Annotated in this window: 19 protein-coding genes; 4 read left to right on the top strand and 15 right to left on the bottom strand. The window is 42.8% G+C overall.

What is annotated here, in order from left to right:
* The first annotated feature begins 397 nt into the window (after nucleotides 1–397).
* A complete protein-coding gene (locus tag ABMY42_RS03970; protein WP_349266010.1) occupies nucleotides 398–1,609 on the top strand; it encodes a Shedu immune nuclease family protein in 1,212 nt (403 codons plus the stop codon).
* Between the two features lies 1 nt (nucleotide 1,610).
* Here the strand turns inward: ABMY42_RS03970 and ABMY42_RS03965 are convergent, their stop codons facing one another.
* The gene (locus ABMY42_RS03965) at nucleotides 1,611–2,021 is read right to left on the bottom strand and encodes a phage protein (protein WP_349266009.1); all 411 of its coding nucleotides are present in this window, start codon (nucleotides 2,019–2,021) and stop codon (nucleotides 1,611–1,613) included.
* 276 nt (nucleotides 2,022–2,297) lie between these two features.
* On the opposite strand from ABMY42_RS03965, the gene ABMY42_RS03960 reads away from it, so the two are divergent.
* Complete coding sequence (locus ABMY42_RS03960; protein ID WP_349266008.1) at nucleotides 2,298–2,666, top strand: regulator; 369 nt, start codon at nucleotides 2,298–2,300, stop codon at nucleotides 2,664–2,666.
* 29 nt (nucleotides 2,667–2,695) lie between these two features.
* Here ABMY42_RS03960 and ABMY42_RS03955 read toward each other — a convergent pair whose 3' ends face one another.
* The 14 genes from ABMY42_RS03955 to ABMY42_RS03890 all read right to left on the bottom strand — a co-directional run bounded on the left by ABMY42_RS03955 (nucleotide 2,696) and on the right by ABMY42_RS03890 (nucleotide 12,298).
* Nucleotides 2,696–3,733, bottom strand: coding sequence for a hypothetical protein (locus ABMY42_RS03955; protein ID WP_349266007.1), 1,038 nt, complete (start codon nucleotides 3,731–3,733; stop codon nucleotides 2,696–2,698).
* The gene (locus tag ABMY42_RS03950; RefSeq protein WP_349266006.1) at nucleotides 3,730–4,332 is read right to left on the bottom strand and encodes an ADP-ribosyltransferase; all 603 of its coding nucleotides are present in this window, start codon (nucleotides 4,330–4,332) and stop codon (nucleotides 3,730–3,732) included. The genes ABMY42_RS03955 and ABMY42_RS03950 overlap by 4 nt, the downstream gene beginning before the upstream one ends.
* Before the next feature lie 84 nt (nucleotides 4,333–4,416).
* On the bottom strand, nucleotides 4,417–4,791 hold the full coding sequence (locus ABMY42_RS03945; protein ID WP_349266005.1) for a hypothetical protein: 375 nt from the start codon (nucleotides 4,789–4,791) through the stop codon (nucleotides 4,417–4,419).
* 997 nt (nucleotides 4,792–5,788) lie between these two features.
* On the bottom strand, nucleotides 5,789–6,034 hold the full coding sequence (locus tag ABMY42_RS03940) for a hypothetical protein (RefSeq protein ID WP_349266101.1): 246 nt from the start codon (nucleotides 6,032–6,034) through the stop codon (nucleotides 5,789–5,791).
* Between the two features lie 252 nt (nucleotides 6,035–6,286).
* Entirely contained in the window at nucleotides 6,287–6,445 is a 159-nt protein-coding gene (locus ABMY42_RS03935; protein WP_005445749.1) for a hypothetical protein, read from the bottom strand.
* Nucleotides 6,445–7,830: a zonular occludens toxin domain-containing protein gene (locus ABMY42_RS03930; protein WP_274884485.1), complete on the bottom strand. Its 1,386-nt coding sequence runs from the start codon at nucleotides 7,828–7,830 to the stop codon at nucleotides 6,445–6,447. Before ABMY42_RS03930 ends, ABMY42_RS03935 begins: the two co-directional genes overlap by 1 nt.
* A gap of 4 nt (nucleotides 7,831–7,834) precedes the next feature.
* Nucleotides 7,835–8,179 carry a DUF2523 family protein gene (locus ABMY42_RS03925; RefSeq protein WP_349266004.1) on the bottom strand — a complete coding sequence of 115 codons (345 nt, stop codon included), beginning with the start codon at nucleotides 8,177–8,179 and terminating at the stop codon, nucleotides 7,835–7,837.
* Nucleotide 8,180: 1 nt separating this feature from the next.
* The gene (locus tag ABMY42_RS03920; RefSeq protein WP_050933580.1) at nucleotides 8,181–9,671 is read right to left on the bottom strand and encodes a hypothetical protein; all 1,491 of its coding nucleotides are present in this window, start codon (nucleotides 9,669–9,671) and stop codon (nucleotides 8,181–8,183) included.
* A gap of 168 nt (nucleotides 9,672–9,839) precedes the next feature.
* Complete coding sequence (locus ABMY42_RS03915; protein ID WP_349266003.1) at nucleotides 9,840–10,082, bottom strand: hypothetical protein; 243 nt, start codon at nucleotides 10,080–10,082, stop codon at nucleotides 9,840–9,842.
* A gap of 5 nt (nucleotides 10,083–10,087) precedes the next feature.
* Nucleotides 10,088–10,315 (bottom strand): hypothetical protein, encoded by a 228-nt coding sequence (locus ABMY42_RS03910; protein ID WP_045487871.1) that lies wholly within the window; start codon nucleotides 10,313–10,315, stop codon nucleotides 10,088–10,090.
* 3 nt (nucleotides 10,316–10,318) lie between these two features.
* Complete coding sequence (locus ABMY42_RS03905; protein ID WP_017190168.1) at nucleotides 10,319–10,675, bottom strand: DUF1293 family protein; 357 nt, start codon at nucleotides 10,673–10,675, stop codon at nucleotides 10,319–10,321.
* A gap of 3 nt (nucleotides 10,676–10,678) precedes the next feature.
* The gene (locus ABMY42_RS03900; RefSeq protein WP_349266002.1) at nucleotides 10,679–11,824 is read right to left on the bottom strand and encodes a replication initiation factor domain-containing protein; all 1,146 of its coding nucleotides are present in this window, start codon (nucleotides 11,822–11,824) and stop codon (nucleotides 10,679–10,681) included.
* Complete coding sequence (locus ABMY42_RS03895) at nucleotides 11,808–12,023, bottom strand: hypothetical protein (protein ID WP_349266001.1); 216 nt, start codon at nucleotides 12,021–12,023, stop codon at nucleotides 11,808–11,810. The genes ABMY42_RS03900 and ABMY42_RS03895 overlap by 17 nt, the downstream gene beginning before the upstream one ends.
* A 2-nt stretch (nucleotides 12,024–12,025) precedes the next feature.
* On the bottom strand, nucleotides 12,026–12,298 hold the full coding sequence (locus tag ABMY42_RS03890; RefSeq protein WP_079324902.1) for a hypothetical protein: 273 nt from the start codon (nucleotides 12,296–12,298) through the stop codon (nucleotides 12,026–12,028).
* A gap of 251 nt (nucleotides 12,299–12,549) precedes the next feature.
* On the opposite strand from ABMY42_RS03890, the gene ABMY42_RS03885 reads away from it, so the two are divergent.
* Nucleotides 12,550–12,918 carry a DUF3693 domain-containing protein gene (locus ABMY42_RS03885; protein ID WP_045487865.1) on the top strand — a complete coding sequence of 123 codons (369 nt, stop codon included), beginning with the start codon at nucleotides 12,550–12,552 and terminating at the stop codon, nucleotides 12,916–12,918.
* A 302-nt stretch (nucleotides 12,919–13,220) separates the two neighbouring features.
* A complete protein-coding gene (locus ABMY42_RS03880; protein WP_080994607.1) occupies nucleotides 13,221–14,288 on the top strand; it encodes an acyltransferase in 1,068 nt (355 codons plus the stop codon).
* The last annotated feature ends 5 nt before the right edge of the window (nucleotides 14,289–14,293 follow it).

Raw genomic sequence — 14,293 nt, 5'->3', positions numbered from 1 at the left:
AAAGAATATATAGGAGAGACTTATTGATGTATGTAAGGAATAGTAAGGAGCAGTAATCCTAAACGTACCTTTGTTAACAGAGCGTTAGATGTGGAGGGAGTTAGCTTCAATTGGTTGCTTAGTCTTTTCGCTCAGAGTCAAAGAGGATTCCAACAACGGGCAGGGAGCCAATACATTTGGCAGGTTGATTGACCTTGACAGGCTTCCAATTCGTTTTCATCGACGTCCACCAAAATCAAGAAGCCTACAGGAAAGCCGAGGGAATAACCTCAGCTTTAATTATTCTAAGTAGGGAGGTAATTACTCTGACAGTTTGCCTTAATTGCATATCGCGCTTTTTTATATAATTCCTGATAAAATCAATGGGTAATGATTCCATTAAGGCATGTATTTATAAATGAATGAAAACTTAACTGTCACAACAACGTCTCCGACAACAGCAGAAACAACTCCATTGTCACTAACACCCTTAGATGCAGACGCCTCTCTACAAACTATTGAGTCAAGTCAAGACATGGAAGCAATCAGCATAAAACAAACAGATCGTGTTCGTCTTGTATTCAAGCCAACGATAATCCGTGATCCAAACAAAAAATTCTGGATCAAAGGGGACTTCCTTTATCAGAAAAAAGGTAAAGCTGATGAATGGCAAGATGTAGATACAGTTAAGTTAAGTTCGTTAAAAAAAGGCGAAGGCGTAAGACTATCACTGACCAGTGACGAACTAGGGGAGTTTTTGCGTTCTGTTGGCGCAATTTTCTCTAGCAAAATGAATCTTGAGCTTAAGCAAGGTAAATCAAGTTATGTGAAAGTAGATTATGATAGGAAAGAATCGGTTCAAAAGTTGCTGACTATCAAGGAGCATGAAATTGACGAGATTCTGGACTTAAGGAATGGCGACTCATTCAACATTATGAAGAAAGTTGCTCAGATGCTTACCAATAGCAAGCATTCGGACCTTATCTTAAGTACGCTTTCACAGTTGCCAGCTGATGACATTAGTAAATTAAATGCTATTACTGGCATTACTACATTAAAAGCTTCGCTGGAGTACTGGGAAAAGAATAAGTACTCTAAAGATGAGGGGATGTGGCAAAAGTATTTTGAAGAAAATCCCTATATTCTAAGCAATATTCTGTGTATTCCTGCATATAAACTCAAAGGTGGCGCGTATACTGGTGGTAAATCAGTCTTCAACCAAGGTGGAAACCTAGTTGACTTTATGTTCAAGTCAGCCCAAACGGAAAATCCAGTTTTGATCGAGATAAAGACTCCCGAAACAAAGATTATCGGAGAGCCATATAGACAAACGTATAGTATGTCGTCTGAAGTATCTGGCTCTGTAGGGCAGATTCTAAACTACTCCAACATGTTGGTGAAAAATACAATGACATTGCTCTATGAATCAAGAAACGATGATGAGCAAATTGATGTATTTAAACCGCTACTTTATGTAATTCTGGGCAATACTAAAGAACTAACATGCTCAAGCAAGAAAGAAGCATTTGAACTCTATCGAAACAATTTAAAAGATGTTCAAATCATCACTTTTGATGAAGTGTTTGAAAAGGTTTCACGTCTAATCGAAACTTTAGAATCGCAAAGTTAACTCATTTAAGTTTACTAGGAACCCATTCGGCGGCTTTCATTCGACGGCCGCCTTTGTTTTCTTTAGCAGGATAGACCTTTGATTGGTCTATATGCCCAAATGTCTCGACTAGCTGACGATGTTCGTCACGCCAGAACACAAAACTTTCTAATTCTTTAGGGCTGAACTCACGGCCAGACGGCGTGATGATGATAGCCCGTTGCTCACAAACACGAAAACCAGACCAACGAATATCATTAGGCAAGTAACCAAGTGATTTGATGAGTAGAAGTTTTTCTGCCATCGGGTTAACAGGCATGGTGCCATCAAGCCAACGTACAACGGTTGGTTTGGTTACATGAAAGTAATCAGCGCCTTGCTTAATAGATTTAAACTCACGCCAAAAGAGTGTGCGGAATGATTCGTGAAACATGACAACAATCAGGTCGGTAACGAGGTTAGTAAACCCGGGGCTTGCGTTTAGAGTGTGGGACCGCAAGTCCGTCGGCGATCATCCATTCGTAATCGACACCGGGTAAAACCTCAAAAGCAAACAATGTTGTTAATCTTAGGAGGACATTTTAACTTGGGTTAAATAGTGACATTACAACTTTGCGCCTACATCTAGAGTGCGCATTATATTTGCTTATGTTTAATGTAGTTGCATATTCAATATTTATAATATGTTCCTCTTTTGAGGGACAATTCAATGAAGTATCACGAAATGACAAAAAACTATATTTTTCGTGAGTTTGAATGTGGTTTATCCGTCGAACAAGCTGCTGAACTTTGTTTAAAAACTGTGAGAACAGTCAAAGAATGGGATAAGGGAAAAACGATTCCACCGGAGTGTAAAAGGCTTATGCGGATGACAAAAGGAAGAGAACTAAGTTCATCTGAGCAGTGGGAACACTTTAAGATGCATCACGATAGATTAGAGCTACCGACTGGACAGCTGGTTACTGCTCAACAAGTTTTGACTGGAATTGCGTTGTTAGAAATTGGTGCGCTTACAGATCTAGAGTCTGCAGGACTTGTTCTCAAGTATGCAAGGGCACTAAAAAATATGATGGAATAATAAAAAGGGCTCCATCAGGAGCCCTTAATCTACAGCTTAAAGCTAATATCTATGAGATCAATTTTCTTACTCGTATCTGAGACTACTGCTTCAATATCAGCAAAAACAAAGTCTCCTACAGGTAGTTCATTAAAAGCACCTTCTTCTATATCGCGACTTCCTTTGTATTGACGGTTCTTAACATCAAACTTAAAGAATACAACATGCTTATTTCTATTAGAAAGCGGTACTGACTTTTTCTCAATATAAACAGGAACGTTTTTAAAGTACTCATCAGAAAAGTTTTTCAATGTTTCTTTATAAGACTGTAAACGTGTTTTAGTATTCTCTTCAAAGACAATCAGAGTTGGTAGTGGTTTATGATCGACTTTACAAGATGATGCCCAATCGAAACTAAACTCTATTTTCTCAGCGCTTTTTGAGAAGAGTTGAAGGAAGTCACTACATAGTTTAGGGTCAATTCCATGCTGTATGAGCTTCGAATAACTTGGGTTTACATTCTCTTTTGTAAACTTACTCAGTTCGAATAGGTTATGCGCTAAATTCTCATTGATACTACGAACGAAGTCTCCCTGACATTCTTCAAATAAATCACCAACTGAATTTTCCACAGGGCAACTTACGTCAGAGGATAACTCAAACTCTGCTTGATAGATAAAAGAGCCAGCACCTGGAGCTAACAAATAGCAACTGTCTAAATATTCACTTAAACCTTTTTTCAAAGCCCCTTTGTGATCTCTAAGCGTTTTTTTGGCTGAATGTATTATCAGGTTATAAAAAGCCTCATGTCCTTTAACTCCCTCAGAAATAGGAATTTTTCCATGACGGATTTCTTCACCTGCAGCACGAATAGAAACTGAGTCAACAGCCTTGTTGTAGCTGTGATAAAACTTCCTTCTTTCCTCAACCATCTTACTGATAGCTTCTTTATCATTAGCTTTGATAAAAGAGGTGTTTTGCCACTCACTATCATAACGTTCTTTTAACGGGCGTGAAGACACAACTCTTTGAGTGGCGTTGTTTAACCATTCCAAAGCGTCATCAAAATTAGATTTTGATTTCATCATTCTTCACCTCCATCCAAAACTTCTTCAACAACAGGTACTTGTGTATCTTGTTCTGTTAAGCTTTCTACTTCTTCTTCAGAAAGCTGTTCCAGTAAAAACGACCTGTGTTCCTCGCTATAGCCTTTAGTCCTAAAAACCGCTTGAGGAGGAATCAAAACTTCTTCCTCATCATCATCATAAAAAGACCACGGAGCTATATATCTACCATTATAGTGTTTTATTAGCAATCTATGGGCACAACCAGACAAATAAAAACCTGCATCACGCGAGGTACTTGTAAATGATGGCTCTTGGATTAGGTTACCTTCCTCACTAACAAGTTCTAGATGCTCGGGAGAGAGGTTTGTCCAGCGAATTACAAAGAGCCCTTCATAAACTGGTAGATTCTCCAAAGCTTGAACAAGTAGTTCTACCGCTATTTGGTGCTTCTCATTTGTCTGGCCACTGCGTATGAGACCATTGATATCTGTAAATCTACGATATGTGTAATTACGGATAGCGACTAAATGGTTGGTTCTTGTTTTATAGAGTTCTGATTCCTCGATGCCTAATTCAGCAGCGAGTTGTTCGTACATCTCTTTGCCAATGACTCTTTGCATAAACAACCTGATTTTTTTTTGGTTTTTATAGCATGAGTTACTGAAAAATAACAGAAATTTCGATAAGTCACGAGCGGGCAACTATCAGCGTGAGTTATGAATGAAGTGAACGTTGTTGATGTAACGTTCCGGTTGCTTAGGAGAGTATGCATTGGCTCTAGGCTTACCGTTAAATAGAACAACATAAAACTCACCCCATTTTCTTATACCTATCAGATAGTGACTCTCTGGAATCTTTATCCAGTTCTTCCCATCGTCAAAGCTGTATTCTGTGAAGCCAACCAACTTAACACGTTGAAAGGAACCACACTCAAAAGCGTTAATCATGCCTCGAAATTTACTGTACTTATATTCGCCATCTCGCAGCAACGCTGGAACATCAACATGCTTCCCGTATATGTCTAAACCGTCAGAGTCGAGTAGGTGGCCAACATGGCTCTTTACGTATCGAATCAGCATAAAATCACAAACACTGTATATATATACATATATATTAGCAAAAGTAGCTCTATTCTATAAACCAAAACTCTCGATACTGATACAAAAGCCGAAAAGAGAAGCCTGTGATCTATTCAGCAGGTTCTACATGCGCAATTGATTTTATATGTATTTTTAATGAAAATCCCCGCAAACAAAAACACAAAAGATATCAATAAACATCCAAGAGAGAACAACTAGAAGATGAAATATAAATGCCTAATACTTGCACTTGCTGCCGTTGCAAACCTTGCATATGGTCAGACATCGGCTTTTCACGAATACGCACCAAGTAAGACTACGAATCACACAACTAACAACAACCAAGTTTTAGTCTCACTTCCGAACAAATACGATGCTTCTGACATACTAAAAGTCGAGATTAACGATTACAGCTATCTAAGTGTCCACTATTTGAATAAGACTACGGGACGAGAAGATGATGTGTGGTGTGCTAGATATACAGATTCCGGTCTAAAAAAAATGGATGCTGCGTTCAAGCCTGTCACAAGACCATTATGTGAAGCAGGAATAGCTGCATTCGAAAAAGCAGCACACTAAGTGCCTCAGTACAGAGAACTGCGATAGTTCTGTGGAATTTACCCCCGTAATACAGATTCGGGGGTTTGACCTCCCGCGCACGTAGCGCAATCGTCCTAGCCCGTCCTCACTTGCTACGCGCTCTGGTCGGTAGGTCTCATCTGATACAGGAAAAGCCTTGCTCGACACTCGCAAAGCTTTGATGTTGATGGTTCGGTTTGTTCCAGTAGGTTCGAACGCCTTTGATGTGGTGAGTCTCTGCAAGGCAGATTCTGGCAGGGCGAGGGGTGGTATTACCTATTTGGCTTGGGCAGATAGGGACACTCGCCAGTCTAAGCAAGTGCCCAAGATCGACAGTAGTGGGTGGCTCGGTGCTTCGTCGTCGCTTCGCAACTCCTTATATCTCGGTGACTCCCTTCGGTCGGGGCGATGCCCATCCTTATTGCGTTAACTCTCGTAAACTATCGAGCGCACCAACATAGTCATTGATTGCTTCTGTATGTCTATACAGTTCGCCTCTAAGCTGTTCATTCTTCCTACGTTCTGCAAGGTATAGCTCTTTGTACTTCAAAGCCTCGTAACCACCTTTGAGCAGCGCTTTACTCATAGTTGATGTGCCCGTTTGCTCTTTCAGCTGTGAGAGCATTTCTGTGTGTTCCTGAGTATCTCGAATTGTAATTGCCATCATTTTACCTCTCTGCAGCAAGTTCCCTGGTTCGATTACGATGGCAAAACAGCATCGATAATCCTGGCACCGGTTCGTATTTTGATAGCAAACGAACTCAGCCATAAATGGCTTTGCTCATCGCTATCTCAAACCGTAAAACAAATAGCCTACGCTCCTGAAACTGCTCAAATGTCGGTGGCCCAACTAAAACGAACGCGCCAAGCGGGGAGTTATAGACCGCACGATTAAACCGTTCTTCTGATTTCATCTTCATTGTCCGTTTTCCTTATTCAGATAGTCAGACAGCATTCGAACACCACTACGAAAGAGATCGTAAACAATGATGACTATGATCGCGTTAAGCATGGAGAGATGGTCAAACAGTTCGATGATTTCGAGCAGTTGCCCATGGGTTACGTATTCGTTCATTAGCTTTCATCGCCTCCAAACAGCCCACCAACAGGCTTGAGCTCAATGTCTGATTTCTGGTTTTGCGCAATCTGCTCATAGGGTGAACACGTCACAAAAAAGTTAGATTCGCCGTCCGATAGCTTCACCAAGCAATCGTCGAGGTATTCCATCTGAACGCCGACTTTCTTTAGGAACACATCATCAAGATAAGACACACCTCTAGGTGTGGTGATTTCGAAATGAACATTCACGTAAACGACTTTTTTCTTGTACCAGCGCTCAACCGCTGAGACATAGATACTTTCAGAATTCGATAGTGGGAACCAAGCTGGAACCGAGCCTACATCATAATAAGACCGACCATCGCAACCAGCGCCCGAACAATCAGAACCACCAGAACCCACGACAGAATGAACCGCATGGTTTTGATTAGGGCGCGTTTGACGGTTTGAAGATGAAACAGCACCTTGCTGCGAAGTTTGATGAGCTGGCGTTCCTTGCGAAGATGTCTCCTCAGAACCAGAAAAAATACCAATAAGCGCATACGTTAAATATCCCATTGAAAGAATGAAGATAGCCACAGCGGCTAAGAACTTAGGATTAAGAAAGATGTTCTTACCAAGCCCCGATTTAGTGATTTGCCCAGTCACCGTAGAGGCATAAAGCAAATGCACATCGAGAGGGACTTTTAGGTTGTAAACCACATCATCTTTACTTGGCACCGTGACAGTACGAAGCGGGTCATGCTCCAATATTCTTGGCTTACGATTAGAAAAGAAGATCCCGTCTTTCCCTTTGTGTTGCTTTGCCAGCTCGGCGACGCCTTTTAACTCTTTAGGGATTTGAGCGAAGTCGGGCGTCAGTAACACAATGTCCCAGTTGTAATGGCGATGCTCCATAAACGCGTTGTTGAAGTTCTCGGGATAGATGATGCGACCTTGCTCATCAAAGCGGGTACGTTGGCAGTCATCGACTTCACCACGGTCTAAACTGGAGGTATCCACAGTAAGCCAGCGAGAGTGGAAGATTTCCGAGAATCCTTGCGGTAAGTGAGGCTCAAAATCAGAGAAAGGGCGCTTGTGTATGTTCGCCATCTTGAAGCCAGCATTGGTGGAATAGATTTGCTGACACTCATCGATGAGGATAAAAGAGCCAATAGGAGCCCAGCAGAAAAAGTACTTCCAAAGCTCGAAGCCGTCAGGGTTTCGAGAGCTAATGCGGATAAGGCGAGCACTGTCAGGAAACTTCTCACCGAGTCTTTTCTCGATCACTTCTAAGGGCTGCATGCCATGGATGTTGGTAATACAGACTCGACCTTCACGAAGTGCCGGAAGTAGGTCAAACCATACTGCGCATGCTGATTTGTAAGAGCCGCCATGACCGTATCGAAATGAAGTTGCCATGTTATCACCAGTTGAAGAAGCGCATGACTAGCGAAGCGGCGAACGAGTCAAAGATAACCCGCAAGCCAGACGTTACCCCGTACTGAGTCAGGATGTAACGCACGTCAGAGGGAAGGGAGTTGAAGTTACTCTCAATCAAGGTATAGACGCCATAGTCTGCCAGTAACGTCTGCGCGATCCTCAACGAAATCTGAATCGATGCGATTTTGATATCCAGCCAAACGGAGATGCACCACAGCGCCGCATACTCGACACAATTAATGATCAAGTCAGGGATGTTTTGAATGAAGTCGAGCAGCGTTTGACCAACATTGGCAATGAACTCCAAAGCTGCGTAGATGTAATCCATGTTATTTACTCCTAGGACCGAACAAGATCCAAAGTGCTATCAAAGCGCAGATAAACAGCACCACTGGGCGAACGTAGCCAGAGACCGAATCGAAACGTTGTAAACCCGATTCAACCGTAGTGCCTTTAACGGTGAATGACTTATCACTGAGTGAGCCGTTATTAAAATTGGTACTGATAGAGACCAGCCCTTTCACCTGGTCGACGTAATCTTGAATCGATTGGCGCTTGTCGTGAATGGTTTCGTTTATTGATACAAAGTCATCTGAAGAGAAGATAACCTCGGCAACATCCTCACCATTGGGTGAGCCAAAGTTACCGCCCGTAAGCAGTCCTTTGATGTCATCTAAATTGCCGTTCAAATCGCCAACGGAAGCATCAAGTTCTTTGAGTCCTTTGACGGTTGCGTTGGTGTTCTTATTCACGGCGGTGGTGATGTCCCCATTCGCTTGTTGGATGAGCGCTTTGGTGTTGTTGTAAATCTTGTTGTCGTTGATTTGCTGCTTTTGAATGGCTTGCGTGTTGCCGACCACCGAGGCTTTTAGGTCAATGACCGCATTGTTAATCTTGGCGTGGGATTCATTCACATCGACGTTTAAGTCATGAATGCCACTGTTCACGTCAGCATTGAGCCCTTTAATCGCGGAAAGAACTGCCGTGTCTGTTGAATCATCGGTGTCCGGGTCTTCCACATCTGGCTTGTCATTCACATCAGGAGGCGTCACCGTATTGGTGGAGTCATCGGGTAAGACGCTTGGGTCTTCGATGTCACCCGTAGGGTCGTCAGGTTTATGCTCTGGGTCATCAGGGTTATCTGGATCAAATGGATCATCTGGACCATTCTTTCCCCAAAATAGTGTGCCGCCATCGCATTGTTTTCCGGTAAAGACAAACTGTGATGTGCAAGTCGTGTTTTGCGTAAACTCACCAGAATCCGCATCAGTACATACCGTCACTGAGACCGGAGGTCGACGCAACTCACATCGAGTAGCACCGAAATCACCATAACAGGCGCCAGTCACTTCAGGACCATAAACATACGCTGACCAATGAAGCAGCTTTTGTTCATTGACAGATTGCTTGAATTGGCAAGCATCCATACAAGAGCCGTCAGGGTTTTCACCAAACTCACATTGGGATTCACACAATCGGGTAGTCGGATTGTATTCCTGATTTTCAGGGCAGGTATCTTGAAACTCCCAGTTAAACCAAATCCGATGTTGAACCGAGTTACGAGTATAAATAACCGAAGCAGAAGGACCGATTTGGATAGAAATACAGTTGATGCCGTTAGGCAAAATCTTCCGAAGAGGAATGGTTTTATTACCCGAGGAATAACCGATATAAGAGCCCACTCCGATGTTCGCACATTGGCGAGCAAGCGGCTCTTCAGCGCTGTTAACGAAGCTGGTTACCTTGGCATAAAAGACTTGGTTAGCATTTGCGTAAAAGGACAGCAAAAGTAACGGCAGGATGTGAAGTAGTTTTTTCATAGAACAACCAAGAAAAAAGGGAGCCGAAGCCCCCTGATTCACTGATTAGTGAGTATTGATGCCACTCACAAAGCCATGGAGAAATGCCCCCGCAAAAGCAACACCTAGAACGATAGCGAGAACATCCCCAAGTAAATTACCAGATATCGGAGGCATAGAGACGAACCGTTACTTACGAAGGAAGCCAACAATCATCGTTACACCAAAGCCCAGTGCCGCCATACCGATAAGACCTGCAACCGTCAACGATACGTTAGCTTGACCACTGGTTGTAGCCGCTGTGATGGCATCGGTAATGCCGTCAGCAAATGCAGGCGAAACCGACGCGACCATAAGCGCAGCACCCACCGCGACTTTCTTGTTTACCACGGCGCTTTTTACGTTATTTACAATAAGTTCTAGTTTTTTCATAAGAATTACCTTTTACTCATAAGGCGAACAACACGGCCTGACCAATGCCCAACAATCATGTTGACCAAAAGCACGCCACTTACATATAAGAACAGGTCGCTATTGAAGGCGACAGGCTCTTGATATTGATTGAAGTCAGTGACCGACATCATCACGTAAGAACTACAGTGCTGAGTAGATTCTCCAGTGGCTTGAAGCCAACCACGACGAGTAACATCGACACAAATAGGCATGGATTAACCTTGCGCTTTCATTGAAGTTTCAAAATGCTTCTTGATTTCTTGGTCGACGGGGATCAACTCCGTCACAATCGCACCGGCCAATGGGTCGTCTGGGTTGATTTCCAAACGCAGCTCGTACTCACGGCGAGGAACAAGCGCGCCAGTGCGTTCAAGGAGCAGGGCGTAAGTATGATCAATCATCAAAGGTTGATCCCATTGCGGGTTAACATCACCCGATTCGCCAATGGTGCGGCGCTTGAATTTCTCCGAGTTAATTTCACGTAGTGGACGTGACACGTTCAGTTGCGCACTGTCACCACGCGCTGAGTTCCAAGTGATGTCCATGCCTAGAACAAAAACAGATTTAGCCATTTGTTAAGTCTCCAATATGTGAGTCACCAACTTGCCGTAGGTATCGGGGAAGGTGAATTTCGTTCCATCACGGACAAGGGAACCGAACACGGTTTCAATGTCGCCCTCATGGAATTCGATTAAAGAGTTGAGAATTTTCCCGTACTGACGACGCATCCAGTGAGCCGAAGCCAACAGGTCTAACGCCGCGCGTTTGGTCGGGACAGGTTTTGTATTGAATTTCTTTGCGGTAGAAATCGACGCCGAGAAGTCATTCAGTGCAGCGAATGCACCAGCTGGGTTGAGCAGAACGTCGATGTTCCATTTTTTAAGTTCGACCTCGGAGCGATACCAAACCAGCCCCGTGTTCGCGAGTTTCTGCTCAAGTGCCTTGTTATAAACACGCCAGTAAATGCGAGAGGTACGAGAGCCAATCGAATATTGCTCTTTGGTGTAATCAGGGCGACCACCGCGATAGCCCGCAATGGTGTGGTCGACATGCAGCACTGGATTGCGACCGCGTTCAGCCGTTCGAAATGCATTGTCATTCCAGGCCGTGCGCGCGTATTCACAATCAAAAATCCCGTCGTAATCATCATAAGCGAGGTCAACACGCGCCAATGTTTGCACACCCAACACGTTAGTCAGCCAATCATGCAGTGACCAAGGCGCGCGACGCGCAAAGACATGCTTGCAGCCTTTACCATTAATCTGAAAATGCACCGTGTCATTGTTGCCACCGATACCAACGAAACCGCAGAAGTCTTCACCGTTCGCTGAGGTAAGTTTCATGGATTCGGTGTAGAACTGAAAACCAAGCCCACGAGGCGCAGACAGCGACAAGCCCAACACTTGATTGGTGAAGATACGAAGACATTCTTCTAAGTAATTTCGGTAACAGATTTCAAAGGCGTCGTTGTACGCATTAATCTCATCCGCCGTCTTGGCAATGGTCGAATTAAACTGAGGTGGAGCAGGGAACTTAGGTGCTTTACAGTTACGCTGTAACAGAGATTTGGGCGCTAATCCTCGGTATTCCTCATGCTTATGCAGACGTTGAAGCGCGTTGTGACAATGGCGTAAGTCCTTGACTGAAAATGTAAAACATAGGTAGTCAATATGAACCGATTGCTCATCAAACTTCTTAAGGATGTTAGTTGCAGTAGTCATCGAACACCCCTAAATCAACGCGCTCTTGGTAAGTTGTGTTGGTGATAGAAACCAACTCGTAAGATAGAAATTGAGACGAAGCCCAAGACTCGAGATGAGACATCGACTTAAGCAAATCCCATTCATCACAGCCTTTGACTAACACGGAAACCGTGTAATCAGGCAGCAAGTCGTAATAGATGATTTGAGCTTCGCTCATGGTTAACGCGCCTCAGTTGCCTGAGAAATAAGAAGACGTTTTGGCTCTTCTTTGATGAAAATACGGATGTCAGCGACTTCGTTAGGCGTTAACTTGCCATCGCTCAACAGCTCGTTTAGCAGCGGTTTTGCTGATGGATGTTCATCAACCCACGTTTGGACTTTGGCGTAAGACTCAGCCGTAGCGTCCATGTAATTGTTCTGATAAAACAAGAACGCCGCAGCGCATAAACCCGCGAGAAGAACTAAGAATGTAAATGAGTGATCACGTTCCATGGTTATCACTCCGAGAAAGAAATAGTGACGCCGTCACAGTTTTGAGTGAACAGATTTTTCATAGCAACACCTTGACCGTTGAGAGCGACCACCAAGGACAGACGAAAGCGTCAAGGGCGAACGCCCGAACCAAGGTGGTTAATACGAAATATTTCGTATAGTTAATACGAGATTCTTCATAGTGTAAATACGATAAATCTCGTACAAATAAGCTAGAATCAAAAGACGTGTTCGAAAGGCAGGATTCAAAAATGTATACAAACCAACTCATTGACGCTTACAAAGAGCAAATGAAGTATGTGCAATACAAACAAATCGCTCCAGATTTAGGTATAAGTCCTCAAATGCTCACAGACGTACGAAAAGGAAGAACGTACTTAAAAGAAAATCAGATACTTATGCTTGCAGAAGCAATTGGTGAAGATAAAGAAAAGGCTTTAGTTGGTTTGGCGTTAGATAAAGCGAAAACATACGAAGCTCAAACGCTATGGACGAATATCGCAAAAAAATTTAATGGGCTTGGATTAGCAAGTATTTCAATGGCTTGTGCAGGATTTGCCTTAGCATTTTCAAGCCCAGTGGGATCCTCAATTCAGTGCGCATTATATGTGTTATGTTAAATAGAATATCAACGTACGCCAATTCTTTCTTCGTTTTGGCTCCTATCCCTCTCAGATTTTAAAATATAAGGCTTTTTATGAGTGTCATTAAACATAACCGCGATTTACCATAAAATAGCTAATATGGATCTATCAATCTGCGATTGCTTGCTCTGCTATTAGCACACTCTTTGATTTTTAGAAAAGTATGAGTTCTAGTCAGTATTCAATATTGATTATCTACTGAGATTGCATCCATCTAGTACAATCGTTTGGCTGACAGTGTTAGTTTGCGCTTTTAAGTATAATCACGCGGGAACATTATGCGTCAGCATTTACAATCTATCGAAAACTATCGAGGGTTCGCCATTATTTGTATTGTCGCAGTACATTGCTTTCATTATGGCATGAGCACTACTTCTGGACCTTGGTTGGCTTTTCAGAGCTTTTTCTATGGCTCAACTTCCTTGTTTGTATTTATTTCGGGATACATGTTTCATCATGTCTTTTACCAACGTGGGACAAAAACAACTGACTTTTATTTGAATAAGTTCAAGGCAGTTGTTTTGCCTTATTTATTCTTGGGCTCTCTAGCGACCATGTTATTGTTCGCTACAAAAACAGGATATTTCGAACCTGGCGTAGAAATTGATTCACGGATGCTCTTCAGTTCTGACGATTCTGTGTTCGCAACCGCAGTTAAGTACATTTTGACAGGACGTATGTTAACGGCTTACTGGTACATTCCTTTTGCTGTATTGCTATTTGCGTCTGCGCCTTTACATACTAAGTTCCTCAGACTTAAAGCGTACCAGCAAGTATCGATACTCGTTTTACTATGTTTAGCGTCTCTGTTTATTCATCGTTCATACGAAAACACGAACCCACTTCAAATGTTTATTTATTTCACGCCAATCTATCTCATTGGTTGTAGTGTTTCTCAACATAGAAGTTCATTGTTAGTAAATGCTAAATCTAAGCTCCTGATTTTAGGAATAATAGTGCTCTGCTTATGTATTTATGAAGCATCTGTTGGTCATCGGGGAAATTACATTAAGGAAATGCTGGTTTATGGCGGGGTTGATACAATGTTTTTACAAAAACTATGTCTCGTGATCGCGTTATTTTACTTCTTCGAAGCCTTTCAGTTCAAATCACACTTGTTATCTCTGTTGGCAAAAACAAGTTTTGGCGTGTTCTTCATTCACCCATGGGTGCTTACTGTACTTAAAAGAACGCCGCTTTACCAATATGCAGAAACTCAAGATACCAACCTCCTACTCTTTCTGTTGACTCTTGGCTTTACACTCACGGTTAGCGTTTCTATCGTTCTTATTACTAAACAGGTTTTCGGGAAAAAACGATATTCTCAATACATTACTGGATATTAAAAAAA

The organism is Vibrio sp. SSH13-20, from assembly GCF_040104475.1.
GTDB classification, from domain to species: Bacteria; Pseudomonadota; Gammaproteobacteria; order Enterobacterales; family Vibrionaceae; genus Vibrio; species Vibrio harveyi.
Note: the sequence above shows the minus strand (reverse complement) of the source record. Positions and strands in the feature narration are given on the sequence as shown.

What these genes read in the sequence shown, in the direction of transcription:
- ABMY42_RS03970 (WP_349266010.1), top strand. Translation starts at nt 398, where the DNA reads ATGAATGAAAACTTAACTGTCACAACAACGTCTCCGACAACAGCAGAA.
- ABMY42_RS03965 (WP_349266009.1), bottom strand. Translation starts at nt 2,021, where the DNA reads ATGTTTCACGAATCATTCCGCACACTCTTTTGGCGTGAGTTTAAATCT.
- ABMY42_RS03960 (WP_349266008.1), top strand. Translation starts at nt 2,298, where the DNA reads ATGAAGTATCACGAAATGACAAAAAACTATATTTTTCGTGAGTTTGAA.
- ABMY42_RS03955 (WP_349266007.1), bottom strand. Translation starts at nt 3,733, where the DNA reads ATGATGAAATCAAAATCTAATTTTGATGACGCTTTGGAATGGTTAAAC.
- ABMY42_RS03950 (WP_349266006.1), bottom strand. Translation starts at nt 4,332, where the DNA reads ATGCAAAGAGTCATTGGCAAAGAGATGTACGAACAACTCGCTGCTGAA.
- ABMY42_RS03945 (WP_349266005.1), bottom strand. Translation starts at nt 4,791, where the DNA reads ATGCTGATTCGATACGTAAAGAGCCATGTTGGCCACCTACTCGACTCT.
- ABMY42_RS03940 (WP_349266101.1), bottom strand. Translation starts at nt 6,034, where the DNA reads ATGGCAATTACAATTCGAGATACTCAGGAACACACAGAAATGCTCTCA.
- ABMY42_RS03935 (WP_005445749.1), bottom strand. Translation starts at nt 6,445, where the DNA reads ATGAACGAATACGTAACCCATGGGCAACTGCTCGAAATCATCGAACTG.
- ABMY42_RS03930 (WP_274884485.1), bottom strand. Translation starts at nt 7,830, where the DNA reads ATGGCAACTTCATTTCGATACGGTCATGGCGGCTCTTACAAATCAGCA.
- ABMY42_RS03925 (WP_349266004.1), bottom strand. Translation starts at nt 8,179, where the DNA reads ATGGATTACATCTACGCAGCTTTGGAGTTCATTGCCAATGTTGGTCAA.
- ABMY42_RS03920 (WP_050933580.1), bottom strand. Translation starts at nt 9,671, where the DNA reads ATGAAAAAACTACTTCACATCCTGCCGTTACTTTTGCTGTCCTTTTAC.
- ABMY42_RS03915 (WP_349266003.1), bottom strand. Translation starts at nt 10,082, where the DNA reads ATGAAAAAACTAGAACTTATTGTAAATAACGTAAAAAGCGCCGTGGTA.
- ABMY42_RS03910 (WP_045487871.1), bottom strand. Translation starts at nt 10,315, where the DNA reads ATGCCTATTTGTGTCGATGTTACTCGTCGTGGTTGGCTTCAAGCCACT.
- ABMY42_RS03905 (WP_017190168.1), bottom strand. Translation starts at nt 10,675, where the DNA reads ATGGCTAAATCTGTTTTTGTTCTAGGCATGGACATCACTTGGAACTCA.
- ABMY42_RS03900 (WP_349266002.1), bottom strand. Translation starts at nt 11,824, where the DNA reads ATGACTACTGCAACTAACATCCTTAAGAAGTTTGATGAGCAATCGGTT.
- ABMY42_RS03895 (WP_349266001.1), bottom strand. Translation starts at nt 12,023, where the DNA reads ATGAGCGAAGCTCAAATCATCTATTACGACTTGCTGCCTGATTACACG.
- ABMY42_RS03890 (WP_079324902.1), bottom strand. Translation starts at nt 12,298, where the DNA reads ATGGAACGTGATCACTCATTTACATTCTTAGTTCTTCTCGCGGGTTTA.
- ABMY42_RS03885 (WP_045487865.1), top strand. Translation starts at nt 12,550, where the DNA reads ATGTATACAAACCAACTCATTGACGCTTACAAAGAGCAAATGAAGTAT.
- ABMY42_RS03880 (WP_080994607.1), top strand. Translation starts at nt 13,221, where the DNA reads ATGCGTCAGCATTTACAATCTATCGAAAACTATCGAGGGTTCGCCATT.